This window comes from Williamsia sp. z71 (genome assembly GCF_059553375.1).
Window position 1 is genome coordinate 135474 of record NZ_JCANWX010000005.1, and the last position, 24982, is coordinate 160455.

Below are 24982 nucleotides of genomic sequence, written 5' to 3' on the forward strand. Positions count from 1 at the left end.
TCGGGCGCCGCGGCCACCGGTGGCCGTAGTACGGTGCGGCAGTGCCGATGAATGACACCCGCGACGACCAACAACTGACGACCAGCCCTGCAACGATCCGTGATCGATTGCTGTTTCCGCAGGTCGACACCGGTCGGATCGTGTCCATGGTGTTGTGGCCGGTCGCGATCCTGATGGTGATCCAGCGGTCGCTGATCCTGGGTGTCAACGGCGACCGGACCGACGATTTCGCACCGGTGTACCGCGCCGCGCTGGCGTTCCTGCGCAACGAACCGGTCTACAACGGCAACTACAACACCGTCGATCCGCACTACCTCTACCCTCCGTCCGGCACCATGCTGATGGCACCACTGGGTTACCTCGATCCGGAGAAGTCGCGGTGGCTGTTCATCTTCGCCTCCGCGGTCGTGCTGGTGTTCTGCGCCTACCTCATCACCCGGATGTTCGGGTACTCCTGGCGTTCGCCGGTCATGCCGGTGGTGTTGTTCGTGTTCTTCCTGTCCGAGAGCGTCTCGCACACCCTGATCTTCGTGAACTTCAATTCCTTTGTGCTGCTGGGTGAATTGCTCTTCATGACCTGGGCACTGCAGCGCAAGGATCTGTGGGCCGGTGTCCCGTTGGGTATCACGATCGCGGTCAAACCGGTCCTGGCCGTGCTGCTCCTGCTGCCGCTGCTCAACCGGCAGTGGAAGGTGTTCGTCGGCGCCATCGGGATGCCGATCCTGCTGACCGCGATGGCCTGGCCGCTCTCGGCCGACCCGATGGACTTCTTCACCCGCACCGCCCCGTACCTGTTCGAGGCGCGGGACTACTACAACAGCTCGATCGTCGGCACCGGCGCCTACTTCGGCGTCGACACCTGGCTGGTCTGGCTTCTGCGGCTGGCCTTCGTCGGTATGGCCGCGTTCAGCCTCTGGTTCCTGTACCGCTACTACCGCCAGAGCGATGAACTGCTCTGGATGGCAACCTCGTCGGGCGTTCTGCTGTGCACCTCGTGGCTGGTGGGTTCACTCGGCCAGGGCTACTACTCGATGCTGCTGTTCCCGCTGCTGATGACCGTCCTCTTGCGGGGTTCGGCCGTCCGGAACTGGCCCGCCTGGCTGGGCGTCTACGGATGTCTGTCGTTCGATGCGTTCTACTCGATCAGGTGGGAAGCCTTCGGCCGGGCCATCGAATACAACAAGGTCACCTGGGGCTGGTCGCTGCTGATGATCGCGGTGTTCTGCTCGCTGCTGTTCCGCTACCTCGATCTGCGCAAGCGCGACCAACCGATCAAGGCCGAACTGCCGGCCTGACCCCCCACAGCTCCACAAACGAGCCGGTTATACGAAGACGAGCCACATATTTGTGGCTCGTCTTCGTATAACCGGCTCGTTTGTGAGGGCCCGATCGATCAGGGCAGCGAGGCGATCAGCTTGTCGACCTCGACCCGCGGCCCGGTGTAGAACGGTGTCTCCTCCCGCACGTGCATGCGGGCCTCGGTGGCCCGCAGATCACGCATGAGGTCGACGATCCGGTGCAGTTCGGGGGCCTCGAAGGCCAGCAGCCACTCATAGTCGCCCAGCGCGAACGACGAGACCGTGTTGGCCCGCACGTCCTTGTAGCTGCGAGCTTCCTTGCCGTGGTCGGCGAGCATCTTGCGGCGCTCGTCGTCGGGCAGCAGGTACCACTCGTACGACCGCACGAACGGGTAGACGCAGATGTACTTGCCCGCTTCCTCACCGGCGAGGAAAGCCGGGATGTGGCTCTTGTTGAACTCGGCCGGACGATGCAACGCGACGTTGCTCCACACCGAGTTGCTGGCCTTGCCCAGGATCGTGGTGCGACGGAAGTCGGCGTACGCAGCCTGGATCTGCTCGACCTCTTCCGAATGCCACCAGATCATGAAGTCGGCATCAGCCCGCAGGCCGGCGACGTCATAGAGGCCACGGACCACGACGCCGCGCTCTTCCAGCGAATCGAAGAACTTGGTGGCGTCGGCAATCGCCTCGGCCCGATCGTCACCGAGTTCACCGGGGCGAACCGAGAAAACCGAGAACATCAGATAGCGGACGGTGGCATTGATTTCGGCATAATCCAGGCGGGTCATGGATTTCATACTGCCACCCACCGGCTGTGTCTCGGCAGCCCAGGGGGCCGATGCGCGAGGGGTCAGGCGATCAGGTCGGCCACGAGTTGGCGCGCTGCCCGGTCGGCCCGGCCGATACACGCCGGGACCCCCACCCCGTTGTAGGCCGCACCGGCCAGGACGAGTCCACGCGGACGGCTCTGGTCGAGCTCGGCGACCAGTTCGGCATGCCCGGTCGCATATCGCGGCAGTCCGGAAGGCCACCGCTGCACCACCGCGTCCACCGGTCGCAGGGGCTCGCCGCGGCCTCCTGAGATGTCGATGACGGTGGACAGGTCTCCGGTGGCCCAGTCGATCAACTGTTCGTCGTCGATGCCGGTGACCGGCGCACCGAACCGGCCGTAGGACGCGCGGACGAGCGCGCCGTCACCGGCCAGATGCGGCCACTTCTGGCTGCTGAAGGTGAATGCTTTGGCGCGCACCACGGTCTCGTCGCTGGCCACCAGCACGCCGGACAACTCCGGCAGGATCACCTCCGGGCCCAATGCCAGTGCCACCACGGCCGATCCGGAGACGTCGATGCGCGACAGTGGTGCGGCCAGGGCGGGTTCGGACCCCAGCACGCGGGCCGCAGCCGGCGCCGCGAGCGCACAGACGACCCCGTCGTAGGCGTCTCCGTCGACCAGCCAGCCGTCCTCGCCGCGGCGAACATCGTCGACGGCATGGGTACGCAGCGTGACCGCGGACCGCTCGATCAGCACGTCGAGGAGCTCGGAATAGCCATCGGTCAACGCGCCGAAGATCGGTCCCTGACCCGGAGTGGCGCCGAGCAGTTCGGTGACAGCCGCGGTCAGACTCGGGGCGCCGGCGTCCAACGTTGCGGCCAGCGCGGGCAATACCGCCCGCAGACCCAGGTCGTCGGCGCGGGCGGAGTAGACACCGGAGAGCATCGGGTCGACGCTGCGGTCGACCACCGAACGACCGAAACGCTGCGCGACCAGTCCGCCGATGGACACATCCTGACCGGACGTCCACCGGAACGGCCGGGTGGGTTCGTCGGTCATCAACGCCAGATCGGCGGGTTCGGCGAGATGCGCGACCACGGCCGGATCGGCGGGAATCCCCATGAGCGTGGGCCGCGCCATCGGCTCGAGCGCCGACCGGGCCAGGATCCGGGGACCGAGCGTGCCCGGGTGCACCATCCGCCCCGAGATACCGAGTTCGTCCAGCAGCGCGGGGACTTCGGGGCGCCGGACCAGGAACGCCTCGGCGCCGACATCAAGCCGTCGACCGGCCAGCTCGACGCCCTTGAGGGTGCCACCGAGCCGATCGGTGGCCTCGAAGATCTCGATGTCGACGGCCGGTCCGAGCAGTGTCCGTAGACGGTAGGCGGCCATCAGACCCGAGATACCGCCGCCGATCACTGCCAGCCGCGAGGGATTCACAGCGAATGCACCAGCTCCACCACCCGCGTCAGCATGCTCGGGTCCGTGGTCGGCAACACGCCGTGACCGAGGTTGAAGATGTGGCCCGCGGAACCGGCGGCCACGGCGGCGTCGGCTTCGGCAGCGATCCGGCGGACGTGGGACTGCACGACCTCCCAGGGCGCGAACAGCAACGCCGGGTCGAGGTTGCCCTGCAACGCCTTGCCGGGACCGACACGGCGACCGGCCTCGTCGAGCGGTATCCGCCAGTCGACACCGACCACGTCGGCGCCTGCGGTGCCCATATCGTGCAGCAGCTCACCGGTTCCGACGCCGAAGTGGATACGCGGCACGTCGTAGGACGCGAGTTCGGCGAACACGCGCGCCGAATGTGGCCGGGCGAAGGTGCGGTAATCGGCAACCGAGAGTGCCCCGGCCCACGAATCGAACAGCTGGATGGCGTCGACGCCGGCTTCGAGCTGCACCTTGAGGAAAGCGATGGTGATGTCGGCGAGTTTGCCCACGAGTTCGTGCCACACCTGCGGCTCGGAGTACATGAGCGCCTTGGTGTTCTCGTAGTTGCGGCTCGGTCCGCCCTCGATCAGATACGACGCCAGGGTGAACGGTGCGCCGGCGAATCCGATCAGTGCGGTGTCGCCGAGCTCGGCCTTGAGCAACTTGACGGCCGACGAGACCGCGCCCACGGCTTCGGGCCGCAGGATCGGCAGGGCCTGCACATCGGCGTGTGTACGCACCGGATTTGCGATCACCGGACCGACACCGGAAACGATGTCGAGGTCGATGCCGGCGGCCTTGAGGGGAACCACGATGTCGGAGAACAGGATCGCCCCGTCCACACCGTGGCGGCGGACCGGCTGCATGGTGATCTCGCAGACCAGTTCCGGATCAAAACAGGCCTCGAGCATCCCGCGACCAGCACGGATCTCCCGGTACTCTGGTAGCGAGCGCCCAGCTTGGCGCATGAACCAGACCGGACGGTGGCTGGGAACCTGCCCGCGGGCAGCCGCGACCAGCGGAGAGACAGTGCGAGCATCATGTTCAGACATCACCTCCACATGCTGCCATGTGCCGCTCGGCGCGCCTCCGCTGCGTCCGACCTGATCGGCCCTACGGTCGAGCAGTGACCACATCCGGAGCCTCGACCGAGCCTGCGGTCTTCCGCAGCGCAATCGAATCGATGCATGCGGCCAAGGTCCGGTCGGAGATCGAACTCGGCAGCATTCGTCCACCACAACGACTTGCGCCCTACAGCTACGCCGTCGGCGCAGAGGTGACCCAGCCTGACGACGACATCGCAACAGATTCCGACGGGACCGCATTCGGCCGGTTGATCCTGCTCTACGACCCCGACGGCCATGAGGCCTGGAACGGCACGATGCGCCTGGTGGCGTTCATCCAGGCCGAGATGGAGGCCGATCTGGCCACCGATCCTCTCCTGCCCGAGGTGGCCTGGAGCTGGCTCACCGAAGCGCTCGAGAAGTCGGACCGCGTGGACGTGACGGCCCTGGGTGGCACCGTGACGTCGACGACCTCGGTTCGCTACGGCGACATCGCCGGGCCGCCGCGGGCGCATCAGCTCGAATTGCGTGCGTCGTGGACGGCGACCAACGATGACCTCAGCGGCCACGTCGAAGCGTTCTGCAATGTGCTCGCACTCGCCGCCGGTCTTCCGCCGACCGGTGTGACACGCCTCGGGTTCGCCGAAGCGTGACCGATCCCGCCACACCGGAACCGGCCGCAGAACCCGACCGGCCACCGGCCATACCGCTCACGACACCGGCCGACGGTGTCCCGCCGGTCCTGACCACGCCCCAAGAATTCGCCGACGCCGCGCGGCGACTGGCCGAGGGTTCGGGACCCGTTGCGCTCGACACCGAACGCGCCTCGGGTTTTCGTTATTCGGGCCGTGCCTACCTGATCCAGATCCGGCGCAACGGCAGCGGCACGATGCTGATCGATCCGATCGAGCACCCCGAGGCACTCGGTCCGGTGGCCGACGTCCTCGACGGTCCGGAGTGGATCCTGCACGCCGCCGACCAGGATCTACCGTGCCTGCGCGAGTTGAACTTCCGGTGCGCCGCGCTGTACGACACCGAACTGGCCGGCCGGCTCGCGGGTATCCCCCGGGTCAATCTGGCCGCCATGGTCGAACACTTCCTCGGCCTCGGACTGGTCAAGGGTCACGGCGCCGCCGATTGGTCCCGTCGCCCGTTGCCCGACGAGTGGCTGAATTATGCGGCCCTCGACGTCGAGGTCCTGATCGAGTTGCGCGACGCGGTGCAGGCAGCACTCGTCGAAGCAGGCAAAGATGGCTGGGCTGCACAGGAATTCGAGGCGATCCTGGCCCGGCCCGATCCCATCCCCCGCCCTGATCGCTGGCGACGGGTCTCGAAGATCCACACCATCAAGTCACCCCGGACCCTGGCCGCGGTACAGCAGTTGTGGAACACCCGGGAAGATCTGGCCCGTCGACGCGACACCGCCCCCGGTCGTATCCTTCCGGATTCGGCGATCGTGGCCGCCGCGGTCGCGGACCCGAAAACCCTGGACGAACTCTACAAACTGCCGGTCTTCGGTGGTCCCCGGCAACGGCGACTGGCCGGCCGCTGGATGGCCGCGCTCGAGACCGCGCGGACCCTGCCCGACAGCGAACTCCCCTCACGCCGTCCGCCGACCACCGGCCTGCCGCCGGTCAATCGTTGGGAGGGCAAGGATCCGGCGGCCGCGGCCCGCTACACCGCCGTCCGCGCCGGGTTGAGCGAACTCTCCGAACGCGTCGACGTACCAGTCGAGAACCTGTTGCTTCCCGACCTCGTCCGCCAATTGTGTTGGGAGGGCCTGAATTCGGTGTCCACCGAGGCCGTGGCCGAACGATTGACCGCCGGTGGAGCTCGACCCTGGCAGGTCGAACTGACCGCACCCGTGATCGCCGAAGCGCTGGCTCCGCCACCCACCGAATAGCAATTCGCGGGTGGGCTAGCTGATGTCGTTGAGATCTTCCTCGTCGGCGCTCGACAGCGGCGCCTGCATACTCGAGACCATGGCGGTGATCGCGCGGGCCACATCCTGCGCGGTCAGGCCGAGTTCGTCGAGCAATTGACCACGTGACGCGTGGCTCAAGAATCGCTGCTCGATGCCGACGTCGCGCACCGGCGTCGAAATGTTCTCTGCCCGAAGCTTTTCCGACACCGACGATCCGACACCGCCGTGCACGCCACCATCCTCGACCGTCACCACCAGTCGATGCGCCTGTGCCAGACCGACAATCGACTCGGGCACCGGGAGCACCCAGCGCGGATCGACCACGGTGGTACCGATCCCCTGCTGGGAGAGCCGGGCCGCGGTGTCCAGCGCCAGTGACGCAAACGGTCCGACCGCCACGATCAACACGTCTGCGTCCTCGCCGCGCTCGGGCCGGTGCAGCACATCCGTACCGTCGGAAAGTCGTTCCACAGCCCGGATATCCTCCGGGACCGCCCCTTTCGGGAAGCGCAATGCGGTGGGTCCGTCGTCGGTCTCGAGCGCCTCGGCCAACTCTTCGCGCAGACGTGCCGAGTCGCGGGGCGCGGCCACGCGCATGCCCGGCACGATGGACATCAGTGACAGATCCCACATGCCGTTGTGGCTCGGGCCGTCGGGCCCGGTGACCCCGGCTCGATCGAGCACCAACGTCACCGGCTGCTTCAACAGGGCGACGTCCATGAGCAGCTGATCGAAGGCCCGATTCAAAAACGTCGAGTAGATCGCCACCACAGGATGCATACCGCCCAGGGCCAGGCCCGCAGCCGAGGTCAGCGCATGCTGCTCGGCGATACCGACGTCGAACATCCGCTCCGGGAAGCGCTCGCCGAAGGCCGAGAGTCCTGTCGGTCCGGGCATCGCCGCGGTGATCGCCACGACGTCCTCACGATTGCTGCCCGCCTCGATCAGCGCGGCGGAGAAGACCGAGGTCCAGTCCGGCGCCGAGACACTGGTGGACTTGCCGGTTTCGGGATTGATGATGCCGGTCGCGTGCATCCGGTCGGCGACATGGTTCTCGGCGTGGTGATATCCCATGCCCTTACTGGTGACGGTGTGCACGATCACCGAACCGCCGAACGACTTGGCTTGTCGGAGCGCGTTTTCCAGCGCTTCCTGATCGTGGCCGTCCACCGGCCCGACGTACTTGATGCCGAGGTCGGTGAACATCGCCTGCGGTGCCAGTGCATCTTTGATGCCGGTCTTGAGGCCATGGAGCGCGGCGTAGGCGATCTGGCCCAACAACGGCAGTTTCAGTACGGCGCGCCGGCTCTCGTCGAGAACACGTTCGTAACCGGGCTGCAGGCGCAGGCCGGACAGGTGCCGGGCGAATCCCCCGATGGTCGGCGCGTAGGACCGGCCGTTGTCGTTGACGACGATGACGACCGGACGATCACCGGCCGCGATGTTGTTGAGCGCTTCCCAGCACATGCCGCCGGTCAGGGCACCGTCGCCGACCACGGCCACCACGTGCCGGTCCTGCTTCGACAGTTCGAAGGCCTTGGCGAGTCCGTCCGCGTAGGACAGCGCCGCCGACGCGTGCGACGACTCGACCCAGTCGTGCTCGCTCTCGGCACGTTCCTGGTAACCGGTCAGTCCGCCGCGCTGGCGCAGGGTGTCGAAACGGTCTTTGCGGCCGGTGACGATCTTGTGGACATAACTCTGGTGGCCGGTGTCGAAGAGCACAGCATCGTTCGGCGAATCGAAGACCCGATGGATGGCCAGGGTCGTCTCCACGACACCGAGATTCGGGCCGAGATGGCCACCGGTGGCCGAGACCTTCGCGATCAGGAACTCACGAATATCGGCGGCCAGCGCCTGCATCTGCGCGACGGTCAGTTCGCGCAGGTCGGTGGGCGAATCAACCGAATCCAGCACGCTCATCCCAACATCCTTTCAATGGCCAATCTCCAGACGGGGAAAAACTCCGCCGACTCGTACCACCGGGCTGCGATGACACGTGAGTTACCAGTCTACGGATTCTTCGAGACCGTGAGCCGCAGGGATTGGTTACGACGCGGCCGGCTTCGCGGGACGCAACAGCGCCACCGCCTCCATGTGGTGGGTCAGCGGGAACGCGTCGAAACCGAGCAACGTGTCGACCTCGTATCCGCCACGGCGGTAGTCGCCGAGGTCGCGGGCGAAGGTCGCCGGGTCGCAGCCGACCGCGATGACAGCCGAGGGTCCGGCGGCCGTGATCCGATCGACGACCTCGCGGCCGGCACCGGACCGCGGCGGGTCCACGATCACCACGTCGGGCGACGGCAGATCGGCCATCGACGGCAGGACACTGCCCCGGTGCACCGAGACGCGATGGTCGTCGGCGAAGGTGCGGTCGGCGGCTGCCGTGGCACCGCGGTCGGCCTCGACGATGTGAACGCGGGCGGTACCCCACGACTCGTCGTTCTCGTCCAGGACAGCACCCGCCAGGACACCGGCCCCGCCGTACAGATCCCACGCCACCACCGAACGCGGCAGCTCGGCCGACCTCATCAGGCTTCGGACCGTGGCACTGTATCCGGATGCCGCCAGCCGGTGGGCCTGCCAGAACCCGGTCACGGGCAGCTCCCAGGTGCGGCCGCCGACGGTGCGGCGCACGGTCGGCGCCCCGGCCAGCAGTACCTCACGTCGCGCGGTCGAGCGCTGCGCCCGTTGTTGCTGTGTCCGTCGCCGTCCCGACTGTGGCCGTTTGCCGCGTCCCCCGCGATGCGGTTCGGTCGCGGCGGCGATGTGGACCACATGGCGGACACCGTCATCGCCGACGGTCAGCATCAGTTCGGAACCGGGCTCGAGGTCGCCGAACTCGTCGAGGCCATCAACCATCCCGGCAACCGGCTGAGCACAATCCAGGCGTGGGATGACCGAGTGCGATTGGTAGGCCCGCACGCCGGGACGCCCTTGCCCGTCGATGAAGAGGCGTTCCCGCACCCGCCACCCGGTTTCCGGGGCGACCGTGGCCTCGGGGTCGAGGGAGACCACCTCGCCGTCCCACTCGATGCCTGCCATCCGGCCCAGCAGCTCGGAGAGGACCTGCGATTTCAACTCGCGGGCATAGGCGCCCGTCGTATGCGAAAGGTCACAGCAACCCGCTCCGGCACCACCGGCGGACACCGGGGCGCCCACCTGGCAGACCGCTTCGATGCGATGGGGCGATGCCTGGACGATCTCGCGGATCTCCGCACGGCAGAAACCTTTGCCCCGATCCTCGGTGACCACCACCCTCAGCGTTTCGCCCGGCAGGGCGTGGCGGATGAACACCACCCGGCCATCGCGGCGGCCGACTCCGATTCCACCGTGGCCGAAGCGGTCGACGGTGATCTCGAATTCGGTTCCCAACCATCCGTTGCCGGCTTCCTGGGATTCCTGCTGTGGCATTGAGCCGGTCACTACAAACCTGTTTTCTCTGTTGGTGTCGGACCGGCAGGGGGCGAGCCGACACCGCGACGGGTGTCGCCCGGTGCGATGTACGTGCGGTCACGCTTTCGCCGATCCGAGGAACTGAGCTGCCATGGTACCGACGTGACCATCACGCCCGGTTCGAACAGCAGCCGGCCCTTGAGCCGCAGCGCGGACTGGTTGTGCAGGATCTGCTCCCACCAGTGACCGACCACATACTCGGGGATGAAGACGGTCACCACGTCCCGGGGTGATTCCCGCCGCAACCGCCGGACGTACTCGATGACCGGACGGGTCACCTCCCGATACGGCGAGGCGATCACCTTGAGCGGAACGGTGATGTCACTGTCCTCCCACTGCGCCACCAGTTTTCGGGTGTCCCGCTCGTCCACGTTGACCGTGATGGCCTCGAGGGTGTCCGGGCGCGTGGCGCGGGCGAACGCCAGCGCCCGCCGGGTCGGCAGGTGCAGCGTCGAGACCAGCACGATCGAATGGGTCCGGCTCGGCAGCACGGCCTCGTAATCGGAATTGTCCAGTTCGGACTGCACGGACGCGTAGTGCCGGTGGATGAGTTTCATCAGACCGAAGATCGCGACCATCGCCAGGATCGCGATCCAGGCCCCGGCAAGGAACTTCGTGATGAACACGATGATCAGCACCGACCCGGTCATCACCAGTCCGATGCTGTTGATGATCCGCGACCGGATCATCCGGGACCGGGCTCGCGGATCACCTTCGGTCTTGAGGTGCCGGGTCCAGTGCCGCACCATCCCGATCTGACTGAGGGTGAAGGAGACGAAGACGCCGACGATGTAGAGCTGGATGAGTGCGGTCACCTCGGCACCGAAGGCGACGACGAAGGCGATGGCCGCAACGGCCAGGAACAGGATGCCGTTCGAGAAGGCCAACCGATCGCCGCGGGTGTGCAGCTGCCGTGGGAGGTAACGATCCTGTGCGAGCACCGATCCGAGAACCGGGAACCCGTTGAAGGCGGTGTTCGCGGCGAGCACCAGGATCAGTGCGGTGACCACGGTCACGAAGTAGAAACCGGGGCTGAATCCGCCGAACACCGCATGTGCCAGCTGTGCGATGAGTGATTTCTGCTCGTAGTCGGCCGGTGCACCGAGCAGATCCCTGGCCGGATCGGAGACGTACTTCACGCCGATCTCCTTGGCCAGCAGGATGATCCCCATCAGCAAGACGATCGAGATGGTTCCCAGCAGCAGCAGCGTGGTCGCCGCGTTGCGCGACTTGGGCTTCTCGAAGGCCGGCACGCCGTTGGAGATGGCCTCCACCCCGGTCAGCGCCGCACACCCGGACGAAAAGGCGCGTGCGACAAGGAAGACGAAGGCGATCCCGACGAGGTGGTTCTCTTCGGCGACGATCTGGTAATCCGCGGTTTCGGACTCGATGTTGTCCCCGAACACGAAAACGCGCAGGAACCCCCAGATCAGCATCACCACCATGCCGACGATGAAGGCATAGGTGGGAATCGAGAACGCGGTACCCGATTCTCGCAGCCCGCGCAGGTTGATCGACGTCAACAGGATGATCGCGACCACGCAGAACCAGACCTTGTGTTCCTGCACGAAAGGTACCGCCGAGCCGATGTTCTCCGCGGCCGAGGCGATCGAGACCGCAACGGTCAGCACATAATCGACAAGCAGTGCGCTACCGACGGTCAGTCCCGCGGTGGGTCCGAGGTTGGTGGTGGCCACCTCATAGTCGCCACCGCCCGACGGATAGGCGTGCACGTTCTGCCGATAACTCGCCACGACCACCGCCATCACCAGTGCGACCGCGAGTCCGATCCACGGGGTGTAGGTGTACGCCGACAGGCCGGCCACCGAGAGCACCAGGAAGATCTCCTGCGGCGCATAGGCAACCGACGACATCGCGTCGGACGCGAACACCGGGAGCGCGATCCGTTTGGGCAGCAGGGTGTGCCCGAGTTTGTCGCTGCGGAATGGACGCCCGAGCAACAACCGCTTCGCCGCCGTTGAGGCCTTGGACACCGTGGACACCAGGCAACAATAGGGCCTGCGATGACGTAAGGCCACGCCGGTCGCGGTACCGTTCCGGAGAGCATCTGCTCGGGTGAGACCAGCGAGGAGTCGGCATGCGTGTTGTGGTGATGGGATGCGGTCGCGTCGGGGCGTCCCTTGCCGGCCAGTTGCAGGATGCCGGGCACGCGGTCGCGATCATCGACCGAGATCAGACGGCATTTCGCCGCCTGCCCACAGATTTTGGGGGCACCACCGTCAAGGGTGTCGGCTTCGACCAGGAAGTGCTCCGGCGAGCCGGGATCGAAGGCGCGGACGCGTTCGCAGCGGTGTCGTCGGGAGACAATTCCAACATCATCGCCGCGCGCGTCGCACGCGAGACGTTCAGCGTGCCCAAAGTGGTCGCCCGGATCTATGACGCCAAACGCGCCGCCGTCTACGAACGCCTCGGGATCCCGACCGTCGCCACCGTGCCCTGGACCACCGATCGGTTCATGTCGGCGCTCGGCGGGGCGGACAGCGGCGACGTTGCCTGGACCGAGCCCTCCGGCCAGATTGCGCTCGTGCAGCTCAGCATCCACGAGTCGTGGGTCGGTACCTCGTTCACGCTGTTCCAGGAACAGACCGGTTCGCGGATCAGCTTCGTCAACCGACTCGGCAAACCACTTCTTCCTGGACCGAAATCCGTTCTCCAGCAAAATGATCAGGTCTTCGTTGCCGCGTTGATCGACAATCTCGACAAGGTCCGTGCCGTGGCGGGAACCCTCGCCCCCGAAGCTGACTGACAAAGATCCCCGCAGACCGAAGGAAGAAATCATGAAGGTCGCGATAGCCGGTGCCGGTGCTGTCGGGCGATCGATCGCCCGTGAGCTGCTCGCCAATTCCCACGAGGTGCTGCTCCTCGAGCGCAACCCCGATCACATCGACGAAGAAGCCGTCGTCGGTGCCCGCTGGATCGGCGGTGATGCCTGCGAACTCGACAACCTCGAACGGGTCGAACTGCACAAGTTCGACGTCGTCATCGCCGCGACGGGCGACGACAAGGCGAATCTGGTGGTGAGTCTCCTCGCGAAAACCGAGTTCGCGGTCCAGCGGGTGGTCGCCCGGGTGAACGATCCCCGCAATGAGTGGCTCTTCGGTGAGGACTGGGGTGTCGACGTGGCGGTGTCCACCCCGCGGATGCTGGCGTCACTGGTCGAAGAGGCGGTCTCGGTCGGAGATCTCGTGCGGTTGATGACGTTCCGGCAGGGTCAGGCCAATCTGGTGGAGATGACCCTGCCCGACAACACTTCACTGGCCGGCAAGCCGGTCCGCAAACTCAACCTGCCGCGCGATGCCGCACTGGTGACCATCCTGCGCGGCGGCCGGGTGATCGTTCCGCAACCCGACGATGCCGTCGAAGGCGGCGACGAACTCGTCTTCATCGTGCCGGCCGAAGCAGAAAGCGAACTGCGGGCCGCCATCATCGAGCCGGCGGCGCCTGCTCGCTAGTCTCGCCGGGGCCGTCGACGTCGGGCGCTGCCGCCGTCGCCTCTTCGTCGACCTCGTTCTTCTGTGCCCAGCGAACCAGGAGCACCGTGGCCAGGGCGGCGGCCGCGGTCAACGGCCAGCCCATCGCGATACGCGCCACGGCCAGGCCACCGGTCTCGTCGTTGTCGTAGAGGAATGACTGCACCAGGTAGCGGATGCCGAACAGGGCCGCCCAGACCGCCGTCGCGATGTCGTAGGCCAGCAGGGTCCGCCGATGGCTGCGCCACTGCGTCCCATTGCCGTTCACGCCGTTCCAGATCACGCCGACCAGGGGCCAGCGGACGAGGATCGAGGCCGCGAACACCCCGGCGTACAACAGCGTCGTCCAGATCCCGAACAGGAAGAACCCCTTGGCATCACCGGTTCGGTGGGCGATGAACGCACACACCGCAACACCGATGACACCGGAGATGGCTGGTTGGATCGGCTCGCGCCGGGCCAAGCGCAGCACGAAGATCACGAAGGCCACGGCCAGTGCCGCGTAGATCGCGACCGTCAGATTCCACAGCGAATTGGCCGGAACGAACGCGATGATCGGAAGCGACGAATAGATGAGTCCGGAGACGCCACCCATCTGTTCGAGAACGGTCTGGGCCGGCGGTTCGTCGACGTGTGCCGCGTCCTCCCGATGCCCGCCGGGTTCAGCTCTCACCGAGCAACTCGTAGTCGGGGTTGAACATCACCTTGCGGCCGTCGTGTTCGCCCATCCGGCCGCGGACGATCATGGTGCGCCCGGGCTCGATCCCCGGGATGCGATTGCGCCCGATGAACTTGAGCGTGACCACGTCGGTGCCGTCGAAGAACTCCGCTGCCACACCTGATTTCATGGTCTTCGCACAGGTCTGTACCGATCGGAGTTCGCCCTGCATGGTGACCTCGTCACCAGCCGAACAATCACAGGCGCGCTGGGCGCCGGTCTGCTTGGACTGCTCGGAGATCGTCTCGGCGTCGAGCTGCTCGAGGTCTTCGGTGAGTCTGCGGGTGAGGCGCTTGAGATATCCGCCTGCGGTCATGGCGCTACGCACCCTTTCGCCAGTTCAATCGTGCCGCCACATCGCTACTGCATGTGGTCGGCGGGGCTGTTGCTCTCGCCAGGGTAGACCCCGGCACTGCCTAGTTCCACTCGCCGCGGCAAGATCATCACATGCCGCTTTCGACCGTGTCGCAGACCACTGGGTCAAACCCTGATCTGGTGATCGTGGCCTTGCCCGGAACCGGCTCCGACGGGGATTTTGCCGGCCGGGCTTTTGCCTGCCGAACCATCCCGGTGATTGCCGTCGACCCTACGAGCGATGGCCTGATCAGCGGTTATCTCCGCGCCCTCGACAACACTGCCGCGGCCGGCCACCGGGTGCTGGCGGCCGGGGTGTCGATAGGTGCCTGCGTTGCGGTCCGGTGGGCGCTGCAGAACCCGGACCGATGTGCGGGCGTCTTGGCCGCACTGCCACCCTGGCTCGGAGATCCGGCGACCGCTCCGGCTGCACACAGCGCCCTGCTGACCCGTGATCACCTCGCCCGGACCGGTCTCGATGCCACCATCGAACAGATGACGGTGGGCACTCCCGGCTGGCTGGCCACCGAGCTCGCCCGGTCGTGGCGGGCCACCGCCCCGGTGCTCGATGCGATGCTCGCCGAGGCGGCCGGCCATCACGCGCCGAGCGCCGCGGACATCGCCGGACTGTCGGTGCCGCTGTCGATCACCGCGACCATCGACGACCCGGTCCATCCGTACGAGGTGGCACAGATCTGGCGGGACGCCGCACCGCGAGCGTTGCTGCAGAGCATCACCCTCGACGAGCTCGGCGCCGATCCCGGCGTACTGGGCAGGCGATGCCTGGACGGCTGGCATCAGCTCATCGGGTGAGCGGGCGCACCCTCATCGCTTGGGGCGGTTACCCAGCTGCTGCATTGCCGATCCACGCGAACCGGTGCCCGGGGGCGGGGTCTGTACCTCTTTGTCGGTCGCCTCGGCCGCGGCCGGCTGCGGCTGACCCTGAATCCGGACCGTCGCCTGCGCGGACTGGGCCTGTGCGTTGCTTGCTTGCGGCGCGGGCGCGGCGCCGGCGTCCATCGTCCCTGACTTCACCATCTCCTGTTGCGCGGCGGCCACCTGCTCGGCGAGGACCGGCGGCAGGACGATCGGCAGCGGGGTGCGGGGCGGGTGCGGGTCGTCACCACGACGGACCACGGTCTCGCTGACCACCGCGCGAGCCACTTTCGCCAGGCTCTCGGCACCCGCGCTCGGCGCGCTCGCCACACAACGGATCATCCAGCGCGGGCCGTCGACACCGATGAAGCGGTGCACTCCCCCGGGAACGGTCGCCACGACCTCCCGGCCCCAGAAACCCGTTTCGATGGCCGTCGAAGCGCCCTCGGCCTGCAGTGATTCGGTGAGTTCGCTCACCACATCGCGCCACTGCCCACTCGATTTGGGAGCCGCGAACGCGGCGACGGTGATTCGCCCGTGCGGTGTCACCAGGAACACCGACTGCGGCTGATGGTCCACCGACATCTCGACGGTCACCTGACCACCCTCGACCACCGGGACGAGGACGGAACCGAGATCGAGATGCGAGTTGTCGAATGTCGAGCCGGGGGCCAGGTCATCGATGTCGTACGGCCCCTGGCCGCTACCGATCACCTTGGGCTCGGCGTTCGTGTCGTGTTCGGGGTTGGGGCGTCCTCGACGGATACCCCGGGATCGTCTTTCGCGTGCCATTTCTCAGCTGCTTTCTGACGCGTTCGCGTTCAACCTCGCGTGACCGCCACTCGAACCGTAACCGCCTGCACCGCGGCTTGTTTCGTCCAACTCGTCGACTTCGACGAAGTCCACGAGTTCGACCCGTTGAACCAGCAACTGCGCGATGCGGTCACCTCGCGCGATGACGATCGGTTCGTGGGGGTCCAGGTTGATGAGGCAGACCTTGATCTCGCCGCGGTAACCCGCATCGACGGTGCCCGGCGTGTTGACGATCGACAGACCGGCGCGCGCGGCGAGTCCCGACCGCGGATGGATCAGACCCACCGTCCCGATCGGCAGGGCGATGGAGATCCCGGTCGGCACCAGTGCCCGCTGCCCGGGCGCGAGCTCGATGTCGATCGCGCTCGACAGGTCGACGCCGGCATCCCCGGGATGCGCCCGCCGGGGCAGTTCGATGCCCGGATCAAGACGCCTGATGGCGACCTGTCCGACGGACTGGACGGCGAGAAATGGTGCGTCGGCAGGGGTGCTGCCAGGATCGGTTGCCACACCGGAAGACTACGCTGGCGCCGTGCCTCCATTTCCATCACCCGACACAGCCGGAGACCCCTCCCAGACCCACGACGGCGGCGGCGGTGAGCGCCGGGGCATCGTCTACGACGAACGCCTGCAAGTACCGCTGTGGTGGTGGCTGGTCGCGGCGATCGTCATCGGGCTGCTCGGCTACGAGATCCAGCTCGCCCTGCATGACACCGCCCTGAGCCCCATTGCCTACATCGTTCTCGTTCCGCTGGCCGCATGGCTGCTCTGGTCGATGGGCCGCACGCGCGTGCGCGTCGCCGACGGCGAATTGTGGGCGGGCAACGCCCATCTCCCGATCAACCTGATCGACCGGGCCGCCGTCATCCCGGCCAGCGCGAAAAGCGCAGCACTCGGACGACAGCTCGATCCGGCCGCATTCCTCGCCCACAAGTTCTGGGTCAAGACCATGGTTCTGCTGGTTCTCGACGACCCCGACGACCCGACGCCGTACTGGCTAGTCAGCACCCGCCACCCGGCCGAGCTGATCGCCGCACTCGGGATGACCGACGCGGCGTCGGATTCGTCCGACTGACCCGAGGTTCAGCGGCGCGGCGATGTGAATGCATTGCGCCGAAAAACACAATCGCGTCGATGATGTCCCCGGGGCCACGGCCCCTGGTGACACCATCGACGCGATGAGTGTCTATCAGTCTGCTGCAAGTGATTACGCGCAGTCGACGCAGATGCGCGAGTTGCCGTTTTCTGTTGCCAACCGACTGCGGTGATACACGAGGAAGCAGCTGGTGCAGGTGAACTCGTCGGCCTGCTTCGGGATGACCCGAACAGACAGCTCCTCGCCTGACAGGTCAGCGCCCGGGAGTTCAAAAGACTCAGCGATGTCGCCTTCGTCCACGTCGACCGAGGCCGCCTGCGCTTCACTGCGACGAGCTTTCAATTCTTCGAGTGAGTCCTCGGACACCTCGTCGGATTCAGTACGCCGGGGCGCATCGTAATCAGTTGCCATATTTCCGCCTTAGGTAGAAGCACCTGCGACCCGAGGTACCCGATGTGAGCAGGTCCCGCGTGTCCCAACAAGCCGCGCACGTCCTCGTCTGCAAAGTCCGCGACAGTGCCCTTTGATCAACAACTCCTCTGTGGGGATTCGTCGCTCAACAGGGCAAGTATATTGTGATGTTCGCCACAGTTCATCGGATGTCCGAGTTTCGGGTTATCCAATCTGAGGCGGCTGAATCCTAGCCCAGCCGCTTCATAGAGTCAACAACACTCCCGAGGCAAAAACATTCCCGGTCGGTCGCTGCCGAGCGGACCGATGGCGACCGTTTAGAGTTTGACTCGCTCGTCCCCATCTGAAGCGGAAGGCACCAGCAGCCCATGGTTTCGCAGATCACCTATGGCTATCCCACCGACGACCATGGTCGCCCGTTTCGTCGGCGGCGATATGCCCCCGCGATCATCCTCGCGGTCGTGTTGGCGCTGATCGCCGTGGTCGTCTGGGTGGGTGCGCTGTCGTCGAGCGGAACCGAGGCCGCACCGGTCGACTGCCCGGCACCGCCGACGCCGTCCGCGACACCCGATACCCCCGCACCGGTCGTCGGCACCCCCGCCGACCGGGAAGAGATGCTCCGGATCTCCCCCGCCGCATTATCCGGGTTCCAGATCAGGGTCCTCAACGCCACCGACGAGCAGGGCAAGGCGCAGACCGTTCTCGATGACCTGACCTCCCTGGGCTTCCAGGGCACCCCCGAAGGCGCCTACGGCGACGATCCGCTCTACCCGGATCGCAATCTGGACTGCTTCGGACAGATCCGTTTCGGGGACGCGGGCAAGGCCGCCGCCGCCGCACTGTGGATCGCCGCGCCCTGTACCCAGCTGATCAACGACGGCCGCCCCGACACCGTCGTCGATCTGGCCATCGGCGAATCCTTCAGCGACAGCAGCCAGAGCCAGGACGCCCTCGCGGTCCTCGACACCCTGCGCAGCGCCAACCCACAGGATCCCAACACCGGTTCCGACCCGACCCTGGTCTCAGCGGTTCACGAAGCATCCTGCTGAACCGGGATCGGCTCCAACGCGCCGATTCCGGCCAGCAACGCCCGCAACTCGGCGGCGATGCCCGGTGCCATCGCCAACGTCACATCCCCGTCGCTTCCGCGGGATGTGGGGTCGGGGATCTGAACGATCGCACCGGCCTCTTCGGCGATCAATGACCCGGCCGCCCAGTCCCACGGGCTCAGTCCGTGCTCGTAGTGCGCATCGACGGCCCCGGTGGCCACCATGCACAGATCCAGGGCCGCCGAACCGATCCGCCGGATGTCCCGGATCTGCGGCAGGAGCCGGGCGATCAGGGCACCCTGCACTTCGCGACGGGACGCGGCATAACCGAATCCGGTCGCCACCAGAGCCAGGCCCACGTCATCGACGTCGTTGCAGCGCAACCTGACCGGGCCCGACCCCTCGTCGGAAAAGGCACCTTCGCCGCGGGTCGCCGAATAAGTAACACCGCGGGCGACGTCGACCACCGCACCGGCCACGGTCTTGCCGTCGACCTGGGCACCGATCGACACCGAGTAGGCCGGGACGCCGTACAGGAAGTTCACCGTCCCGTCGATCGGATCGACCACCCAGCGCACGCCGTCCGGGACCGCGACCGACCCGCCTTCCTCCTCACCGAGAACCGAGTCGCCCGGGCGCCGGACGGCCAGCAACTCCCGGATCAGCGACTCCGATTCGGTGTCGACGATCGTCACCGGGTCGGTGTCAGTGCTCTTGGTCGACACGGCCTGCGGCACAGATTCATTCGCGACGCCGATCCCGAAGACCTCGGGTCGCCGGGCGCGGACGTGCCGGGCGGCCTCTTCGGCCACCGCAACGGCAACAACGGTCAGTTCATGTGGATCGAGTTGGGGCACACCTACATGTGAGCACACCGGGCCCGGTCGCCACCGGCCCGGCCCGCCGCCACCGCAGATACACAGTTCACTGCCACAACACGCAGAACCCGCGCGGGCTGACTAGCCTGAACAACGGCGGGCCGGCGCAGACCCCGGTCCCGCACCAGTCGACCGAAGGAGCCACATCCCGTGTCCAGTGAATCCGCAGACGGTAGTCCCACTCCCGCGTCCGGCCCGGATCAGGCTCTCGGCGTCGATGTCGGTGGTTCGGGGATCAAGGGCGGCATCGTCGATCTCGAGTCCGGACAGCTCGTCGGCGAGCGATTCAAGGTCCTCACTCCCCAACCGGCCACGCCACAATCCGTCGCCGCCGGGATCCGTCAGGTCGTCGAACACTTCGAATGGACCGGTCCGGTCGGTGTGGCCATCCCCGCCGTGGTGACGGGCGGGACCGCCCGGACCGCCGCGAACATCGACAAGGCCTGGATCGGTACGGACGTCTACAAACTCCTCACCGCCGAACTCGGTGACCGTCCGCTGTCGGTGCTCAACGACGCCGACGCGGCAGGGATGGCCGAGGACCACTACGGCGCGGGCAAGGACTACAAGGGCGTTGTCATGTTGCTGACGTTCGGTACCGGTATCGGTTCGGCGATCATGTACAACGGCGTCCTGATCCCCAACACCGAGCTCGGTCACATGCACGTGGGCAAGAAGGAAGCCGAGCATCAGGCGTCCTCGAAGGTCAAGGAAGACAAAGACCTCTCGTACCCGCAGTGGGCCGAAGAAGTGTCGAAGGTGCTCAGTGCCTACGAGGCACTGTTTTGGCCCGAGGTGTTCATCGCGGGCGGTGGGATCAGCCGCAAAGCGCACAAATGGATTCCACTTCTGACCAATCGGACACCCGTTGTACCGGCGACTTTGCAGAATACGGCGGGAATTGTCGGCGCCGCGATGGCAGTGGTGTCGGGGTTGCGACCCTGAGTGCCGTTACAATGGCACACAGGCTGGCTTCGAGCCGGTTCCCCCAAGCCCCAGCTTCGCCGAGTTCACTCGGCCTGACACTGCCGTCGCGACGCAATTCCCCGCGGCACAGTGTCATGTAGATAGCCCGAAAGGTAGTACGTGGCAGCCACGAAGACCCGCCAAACTGAACCAGATGCCGAGCAGTCGGAATCGGAGTCGGTGACCGCACCGCGGGCACGCAAGGCGCCCGCAAAGAAAGCAGCCGCCAAAAAGGCCCCGGCCAAGAAGGCTGCCAAAAAAGCACCTGCGAAAAAAGCCGGCGCGAAGCGGGGTCCCAAGGACGACGTTGACGGCATCGACGGCGACGGCATCGAGAACGAGGCCTCGATCGACGACATAGACGTCAACGAGGACGAACTCGAAGAGGTCACCGTCGACGATGACGACGATGACGACGACACCACCGTGGTCGCCGTGGTGGCTCCCGGCAAGGCTGCCGCCAAGACCAAGAAGGCCGACGACGAACCGTCCGAGTCCGACAAGGCCTCCGGCGACTTCGTGTGGGACGAGGACGAGTCCGAGGCCCTGCGCCAGGCCCGCAAGGATGCCGAGCTCACCGCCTCAGCCGACTCCGTCCGCGCATACCTCAAGCAGATCGGCAAGGTCGCTCTCCTCAACGCCGAAGAAGAGGTCGAGCTCGCCAAACGCATCGAGGCCGGACTCTTCGCCACCGAGCGGATGCGCCGGCTCGCCGAGGCGGGCGAGAAGCTCACCGTCGCGCAGCGTCGCGACCTGTCATGGGTTTCCCGTGACGGCGGCCGCGCCAAGAACCACCTCCTCGAGGCGAACCTGCGACTCGTCGTCTCGTTGGCCAAGCGCTACACCGGCCGCGGCATGGCCTTCCTCGACCTCATCCAGGAAGGCAACCTCGGTCTGATCCGTGCGGTCGAGAAGTTCGACTACACCAAGGGCTACAAGTTCTCGACGTACGCCACCTGGTGGATCCGTCAGGCGATCACCCGCGCGATGGCCGACCAGGCCCGCACCATCCGTATTCCGGTGCACATGGTCGAGGTCATCAACAAGCTCGGCCGTATCCAGCGTGAGCTGCTCCAGGATCTGGGCCGTGAGCCCACCCCGGAAGAGCTGGCCAAGGAAATGGACATCACGCCGGAGAAGGTGCTGGAAATCCAGCAGTACGCGCGTGAGCCGATCTCGCTCGATCAGACGATCGGTGATGAGGGCGACAGCCAGCTCGGTGACTTCATCGAGGATTCCGAAGCTGTGGTGGCCGTTGACGCGGTCTCGTTCACGCTCCTTCAGGATCAGCTGCAGTCCGTCCTCGAGACGCTGTCCGAGCGTGAGGCCGGCGTTGTCCGGTTACGCTTCGGACTCACCGACGGACAGCCGCGCACCCTCGACGAGATCGGTCAGGTCTACGGCGTGACGCGTGAGCGGATCCGTCAGATCGAATCGAAGACCATGTCGAAGCTGCGGCACCCGTCGCGTTCGCAGGTCCTGCGCGACTACCTCGACTAGTCACGCCCGCACCACGCGCAAATGGCCGGATCCCCATGGGGATCCGGCCATTTGTTCATTCGCCCTGTTCGACGACCTCGGCCAGCCAGTCGAGGATCTCACCACGCACCTGCGCCCGGTTGGTCTCGTTGAGAACCTCGTGACGGGCACCGGCGAAAACCCGGACGCTGACGTCCTCGAGACCGCCGTTCCGGTAGTGGGCCGCGAGTAGATCGACCAGTGCTCCCCCACCGTTCACCGGATCCTGGTCGCCCACCGCGATGAGGATCGGCAGATCCGGCCGGATCGCGGCCACCGCAGGTCGTTCCGCGATGCGCCGGGCGCCGACGAACATCGCCCGAGTGGAGTCCACGTCGATGCCGAAACCGCACAGCGGGTCCTTCACGTAGTCGTCGACAACGGTGTTGTCGCGGGAGAGCCAGTCGAAATCCGTTCTGGCGGGGGCGAACGGCGCGTTGAACGCTGTCAGGTCGAGTTCGGCATCGAGATCGAGCGCCGGTTCGAGTCCGTCGAGCGCGGCGGTGCCGGTCAGCACCACGGCGTCGACCTGGTTGCTGTCGTCGAGTAGGTATTGCTGCACCGCAAACGAACCCATGCTGTGCGCGAGGACTACCAACGGCAGATCGGGTTGCTCGGTGTGCACCATCGAGATCACCCGTCCGATGTCCGCGACCAGCTGGCGCCATCCGTCCGGACCGAGGTCACCGAGCTCGCGGTCGGCCAGTCGGGAACGTCCGTGGCCGCGATGGTCATAGCCGTACACGACATACCCGTCGTCGGCCAGCGCCTCGGCGGTCTCGGTGTATCGCCGGATGTGCTCACCCATCCCGTGGATCAGGAGCACCGCCGCCACCGGTTCATCGGTGGGGTCCCAGCGAATACCCGAGAGCTTTGTGCCGCGACTCGAATCGACCGTGAACTCAGAAGGCATGTATCCCTTTCAGCTGCGATATGCCGGCGATCAGCTGCCGGAATATCCGATGATTGCATCTGGATTCGTATTCTGAGCCATCAATCGGGGTACACCGCGTTTACACCCGACCTGAGTGCGCGTGTCGTGGAGACAGATGACCGCGCCACCGGTCGGTTCATCGCCGGGCCCTGCCGGGAACGTCGTCTACTGCCAGTGCTGTCGCTGCTGCGACTTCTGGTCGGGCCCGCGCAGGTCGAACAACGCCGAGATCGCTCCGTTCAGAAGCCAGATCACCACGCCAGAAGGGGCGCGGTTCTGGCTCCCGAGGGCACCCGCCGGGTGATTCACCAGCGAGAACGGCCTCACCTACTAGTGCAGTTGCGGGTAGCGCCCGGACTCGTCGACGTCATAGCGCTCCACCGCGGTCACCGCGCCGGCCGGTAACCCGCCGTACAGGTGGGGGAACTGCAACCCCGAGGGATCCGGTGGATCGCCGTTCTCCCACACGATTTCGGCACCGACACGGAGCGGATCGATGGTCAGTAACACCAGATCGGACTGATCCGAATACAGGAGATTCGCCGGGATATGAACCTGCCGACGTTCAGACAGGTGCACAAAACCCTGTTCGGCCAGAGATGGGGGCTCGATCGATCCGGTCGTCCTGGCCTCGAGCCAGTCGGAGATCGAACAGAGATGGACCAGGTTCGTTCCTGCACTCACCCCACCAGCCTGCCGCATCAGCCCGGCAGCGCGCCAGGGGCAATTTCATTGCGGGCGCCCGGGGCAATTTCATTGCGGGCGCCAGGGGCGATTTCGCCACCGCTGCCGGCACCATTTCCATGCCCCGCATCGCGCCCGCGTTCGTCGCGCCCGCTCTCGTCGCGCGCGGTGAAGACGATGGCCGCGATGACCAGTGCGATGCCGCACAGTTCGGCGGGCGACGGTATCTGCGACAGCATCACGGCGCCGACCACCGCCGCGGTCACCGGGAGCAGCGCCAGCAGCAGCGCGAATCGGGCCCGGGTCAGGCGAACCAGCACGATCTGGTCGAGCAGATACGGGATCGCACTCGAGAGCACCCCGACACCCACGCCGAGCGCCAAGAGCCGCCAATCCCATAAGGCCCCGGGATCGGTGGCGGTGCTCACCCCGATGACCAGCGGCGCGCAGATCACCCCGGCCATGGACAGTCCGATCGCCAGATCGTCGATGCCGTCCCGCCAGGACTGCCCCGACATTCCGCCACCGGAGACCGACTTCCCGATCAGGATGTAACCGGCCCACAGGGCAGCGGCCATCAGCGCGAACAGCACCCCGATGGGTGACCCCGACAGGCTTGCACCGCTCAAGAGCACCACCCCGACGAGGACCACGAGCACCGCGATGCCGTCTGCGAGCCGCCGCGAACCGGCCGCCGCGACGACGATCGGCCCGAGGAACTCGATCGCAACCGCCACCCCGAGGTCGATGTGATCGATCGCCAGATAGAACGACATGTTCATGCCCAGCGTCACCAGCCCGAACGCCGCGGCGATCAGTAACCGTCTGTGGCCGAAAGACCCCGCCACGCGCGGCCGGCGCCGGCCGGCGAGCGGCCACCAGATCGCCAGCAGCGCGGCTCCGGCGCCCATCGTGCGCAGCCAGGCCACCGCCGCGGGGTTCAGGTCGTCGAACAACGGGACCGCGATCGAGGCACCGACGTACTGACAGATCGCCCCGATCACGAACAGCGCGGGCAGCAGCGCGAGGCGTCCATCCGGGCGCGGGCCGGTGTCGGCGGACGGGTGCATCGATCAACTGTAAATGCCGGGGGCCGACGGGACTTGCCTCACACCACTCCGGTTACATATGTTGCAGAGCGCAGGTCGCCTGTTACGGGTGAGTGACGACACACCCGGAGGACCCGGGGAACAAAGACGATCGGCAATTCGTCTGAGAGAGTGAGACCTGGATACACCGCCCCGGT

The 24982-nt window shown here is 66.3% G+C and carries 25 protein-coding genes; 10 read left to right on the top strand and 15 right to left on the bottom strand.

Annotated elements, in window-relative coordinates; translation table 11 throughout:
- The first annotated feature begins 47 nt into the window (after nucleotides 1-47).
- Complete coding sequence (locus tag AC51GR_RS13665) at nucleotides 48-1295, top strand: glycosyltransferase family 87 protein (protein WP_496325459.1); 1248 nt, start codon at nucleotides 48-50, stop codon at nucleotides 1293-1295.
- 98 nt (nucleotides 1296-1393) lie between these two features.
- On the opposite strand, the gene hemQ is transcribed toward AC51GR_RS13665, so the two are convergent.
- The 3 genes from hemQ to hemE all read right to left on the bottom strand — a co-directional run bounded on the left by hemQ (nucleotide 1394) and on the right by hemE (nucleotide 4559).
- A complete protein-coding gene (hemQ, locus tag AC51GR_RS13670; protein ID WP_496325182.1) occupies nucleotides 1394-2089 on the bottom strand; it encodes a hydrogen peroxide-dependent heme synthase in 696 nt (231 codons plus the stop codon).
- A 62-nt stretch (nucleotides 2090-2151) separates the two neighbouring features.
- Nucleotides 2152-3513, bottom strand: a complete 1362-nt coding sequence (locus AC51GR_RS13675; RefSeq protein ID WP_496325183.1) for an FAD-dependent oxidoreductase — start codon at nucleotides 3511-3513, stop codon at nucleotides 2152-2154.
- Nucleotides 3510-4559 (bottom strand): uroporphyrinogen decarboxylase, encoded by a 1050-nt coding sequence (hemE, locus tag AC51GR_RS13680; protein ID WP_496325184.1) that lies wholly within the window; start codon nucleotides 4557-4559, stop codon nucleotides 3510-3512. The genes AC51GR_RS13675 and hemE overlap by 4 nt, the downstream gene beginning before the upstream one ends.
- A gap of 74 nt (nucleotides 4560-4633) precedes the next feature.
- On the opposite strand from hemE, the gene AC51GR_RS13685 reads away from it, so the two are divergent.
- Nucleotides 4634-5224 carry a DUF3000 domain-containing protein gene (locus tag AC51GR_RS13685; RefSeq protein WP_496325185.1) on the top strand — a complete coding sequence of 197 codons (591 nt, stop codon included), beginning with the start codon at nucleotides 4634-4636 and terminating at the stop codon, nucleotides 5222-5224.
- Nucleotides 5221-6474 carry an HRDC domain-containing protein gene (locus AC51GR_RS13690; RefSeq protein WP_496325186.1) on the top strand — a complete coding sequence of 418 codons (1254 nt, stop codon included), beginning with the start codon at nucleotides 5221-5223 and terminating at the stop codon, nucleotides 6472-6474. Before AC51GR_RS13685 ends, AC51GR_RS13690 begins: the two co-directional genes overlap by 4 nt.
- Nucleotides 6475-6489: 15 nt before the next feature.
- Here AC51GR_RS13690 and dxs read toward each other — a convergent pair whose 3' ends face one another.
- The 3 genes from dxs to AC51GR_RS13705 all read right to left on the bottom strand — a co-directional run bounded on the left by dxs (nucleotide 6490) and on the right by AC51GR_RS13705 (nucleotide 11951).
- On the bottom strand, nucleotides 6490-8415 hold the full coding sequence (dxs, locus tag AC51GR_RS13695) for a 1-deoxy-D-xylulose-5-phosphate synthase (RefSeq protein ID WP_496325187.1): 1926 nt from the start codon (nucleotides 8413-8415) through the stop codon (nucleotides 6490-6492).
- A gap of 126 nt (nucleotides 8416-8541) precedes the next feature.
- Nucleotides 8542-9918 carry a class I SAM-dependent RNA methyltransferase gene (locus AC51GR_RS13700; protein ID WP_496325188.1) on the bottom strand — a complete coding sequence of 459 codons (1377 nt, stop codon included), beginning with the start codon at nucleotides 9916-9918 and terminating at the stop codon, nucleotides 8542-8544.
- On the bottom strand, nucleotides 9918-11951 hold the full coding sequence (locus AC51GR_RS13705) for an APC family permease (RefSeq protein WP_496325189.1): 2034 nt from the start codon (nucleotides 11949-11951) through the stop codon (nucleotides 9918-9920). The genes AC51GR_RS13700 and AC51GR_RS13705 overlap by 1 nt, the downstream gene beginning before the upstream one ends.
- A gap of 95 nt (nucleotides 11952-12046) precedes the next feature.
- Here AC51GR_RS13705 and AC51GR_RS13710 point away from each other — a divergent pair, with 95 nt between their 5' ends.
- Complete coding sequence (locus tag AC51GR_RS13710) at nucleotides 12047-12715, top strand: potassium channel family protein (protein ID WP_496325190.1); 669 nt, start codon at nucleotides 12047-12049, stop codon at nucleotides 12713-12715.
- Nucleotides 12716-12746: 31 nt separating this feature from the next.
- Nucleotides 12747-13421: a potassium channel family protein gene (locus AC51GR_RS13715; RefSeq protein WP_496325191.1), complete on the top strand. Its 675-nt coding sequence runs from the start codon at nucleotides 12747-12749 to the stop codon at nucleotides 13419-13421.
- Here the strand turns inward: AC51GR_RS13715 and AC51GR_RS13720 are convergent.
- Entirely contained in the window at nucleotides 13393-14112 is a 720-nt protein-coding gene (locus AC51GR_RS13720; RefSeq protein ID WP_496325192.1) for a DUF3159 domain-containing protein, read from the bottom strand. The two genes, AC51GR_RS13715 and AC51GR_RS13720, sit on opposite strands and share 29 nt — an antisense overlap.
- Nucleotides 14102-14473 carry an OB-fold nucleic acid binding domain-containing protein gene (locus tag AC51GR_RS13725; RefSeq protein ID WP_496325193.1) on the bottom strand — a complete coding sequence of 124 codons (372 nt, stop codon included), beginning with the start codon at nucleotides 14471-14473 and terminating at the stop codon, nucleotides 14102-14104. The genes AC51GR_RS13720 and AC51GR_RS13725 overlap by 11 nt, the downstream gene beginning before the upstream one ends.
- Nucleotides 14474-14652: 179 nt before the next feature.
- Here AC51GR_RS13725 and AC51GR_RS13730 point away from each other — a divergent pair, with 179 nt between their 5' ends.
- Nucleotides 14653-15324, top strand: a complete 672-nt coding sequence (locus AC51GR_RS13730) for an alpha/beta fold hydrolase (protein WP_496325194.1) — start codon at nucleotides 14653-14655, stop codon at nucleotides 15322-15324.
- Nucleotides 15325-15336: 12 nt separating this feature from the next.
- Here the strand turns inward: AC51GR_RS13730 and AC51GR_RS13735 are convergent, their stop codons facing one another.
- A complete protein-coding gene (locus tag AC51GR_RS13735) occupies nucleotides 15337-16179 on the bottom strand; it encodes a DUF3710 domain-containing protein (protein ID WP_496325195.1) in 843 nt (280 codons plus the stop codon).
- Nucleotides 16180-16182: 3 nt separating this feature from the next.
- Entirely contained in the window at nucleotides 16183-16638 is a 456-nt protein-coding gene (dut, locus tag AC51GR_RS13740) for a dUTP diphosphatase (protein ID WP_496325460.1), read from the bottom strand.
- Nucleotides 16639-16687: 49 nt separating this feature from the next.
- Here dut and AC51GR_RS13745 point away from each other — a divergent pair, with 49 nt between their 5' ends.
- The gene (locus AC51GR_RS13745) at nucleotides 16688-17275 is read left to right on the top strand and encodes a DUF3093 domain-containing protein (RefSeq protein ID WP_496325196.1); all 588 of its coding nucleotides are present in this window, start codon (nucleotides 16688-16690) and stop codon (nucleotides 17273-17275) included.
- A gap of 132 nt (nucleotides 17276-17407) precedes the next feature.
- Here the strand turns inward: AC51GR_RS13745 and AC51GR_RS13750 are convergent, their stop codons facing one another.
- Nucleotides 17408-17707, bottom strand: a complete 300-nt coding sequence (locus AC51GR_RS13750; RefSeq protein ID WP_482139258.1) for a DUF4193 domain-containing protein — start codon at nucleotides 17705-17707, stop codon at nucleotides 17408-17410.
- Nucleotides 17708-18075: 368 nt separating this feature from the next.
- Between AC51GR_RS13750 and cei the strand changes: the two genes are divergently transcribed.
- Nucleotides 18076-18756: an envelope integrity protein Cei gene (gene cei / locus AC51GR_RS13755; protein WP_496325197.1), complete on the top strand. Its 681-nt coding sequence runs from the start codon at nucleotides 18076-18078 to the stop codon at nucleotides 18754-18756.
- Here cei and AC51GR_RS13760 read toward each other — a convergent pair.
- The gene (locus AC51GR_RS13760) at nucleotides 18738-19613 is read right to left on the bottom strand and encodes an inositol monophosphatase family protein (RefSeq protein WP_496325198.1); all 876 of its coding nucleotides are present in this window, start codon (nucleotides 19611-19613) and stop codon (nucleotides 18738-18740) included. The genes cei and AC51GR_RS13760 overlap by 19 nt on opposite strands.
- Before the next feature lie 171 nt (nucleotides 19614-19784).
- Here AC51GR_RS13760 and ppgK point away from each other — a divergent pair, with 171 nt between their 5' ends.
- Both ppgK and AC51GR_RS13770 read left to right on the top strand, forming a co-directional pair.
- Nucleotides 19785-20579 (top strand): polyphosphate--glucose phosphotransferase, encoded by a 795-nt coding sequence (gene ppgK, locus AC51GR_RS13765; protein WP_496325199.1) that lies wholly within the window; start codon nucleotides 19785-19787, stop codon nucleotides 20577-20579.
- Nucleotides 20580-20720: 141 nt separating this feature from the next.
- On the top strand, nucleotides 20721-22100 hold the full coding sequence (locus tag AC51GR_RS13770; RefSeq protein ID WP_496325200.1) for an RNA polymerase sigma factor: 1380 nt from the start codon (nucleotides 20721-20723) through the stop codon (nucleotides 22098-22100).
- A 55-nt stretch (nucleotides 22101-22155) separates the two neighbouring features.
- Here AC51GR_RS13770 and AC51GR_RS13775 read toward each other — a convergent pair whose 3' ends face one another.
- The 3 genes from AC51GR_RS13775 to AC51GR_RS13785 form a co-directional block, all read right to left on the bottom strand.
- Nucleotides 22156-23031, bottom strand: coding sequence for an alpha/beta hydrolase (locus AC51GR_RS13775; protein WP_496325201.1), 876 nt, complete (start codon nucleotides 23029-23031; stop codon nucleotides 22156-22158).
- A gap of 351 nt (nucleotides 23032-23382) precedes the next feature.
- On the bottom strand, nucleotides 23383-23736 hold the full coding sequence (locus AC51GR_RS13780) for a DUF952 domain-containing protein (RefSeq protein ID WP_496325202.1): 354 nt from the start codon (nucleotides 23734-23736) through the stop codon (nucleotides 23383-23385).
- 17 nt (nucleotides 23737-23753) lie between these two features.
- Complete coding sequence (locus AC51GR_RS13785; protein ID WP_496325203.1) at nucleotides 23754-24806, bottom strand: EamA family transporter; 1053 nt, start codon at nucleotides 24804-24806, stop codon at nucleotides 23754-23756.
- Nucleotides 24807-24982 lie beyond the last annotated feature (176 nt).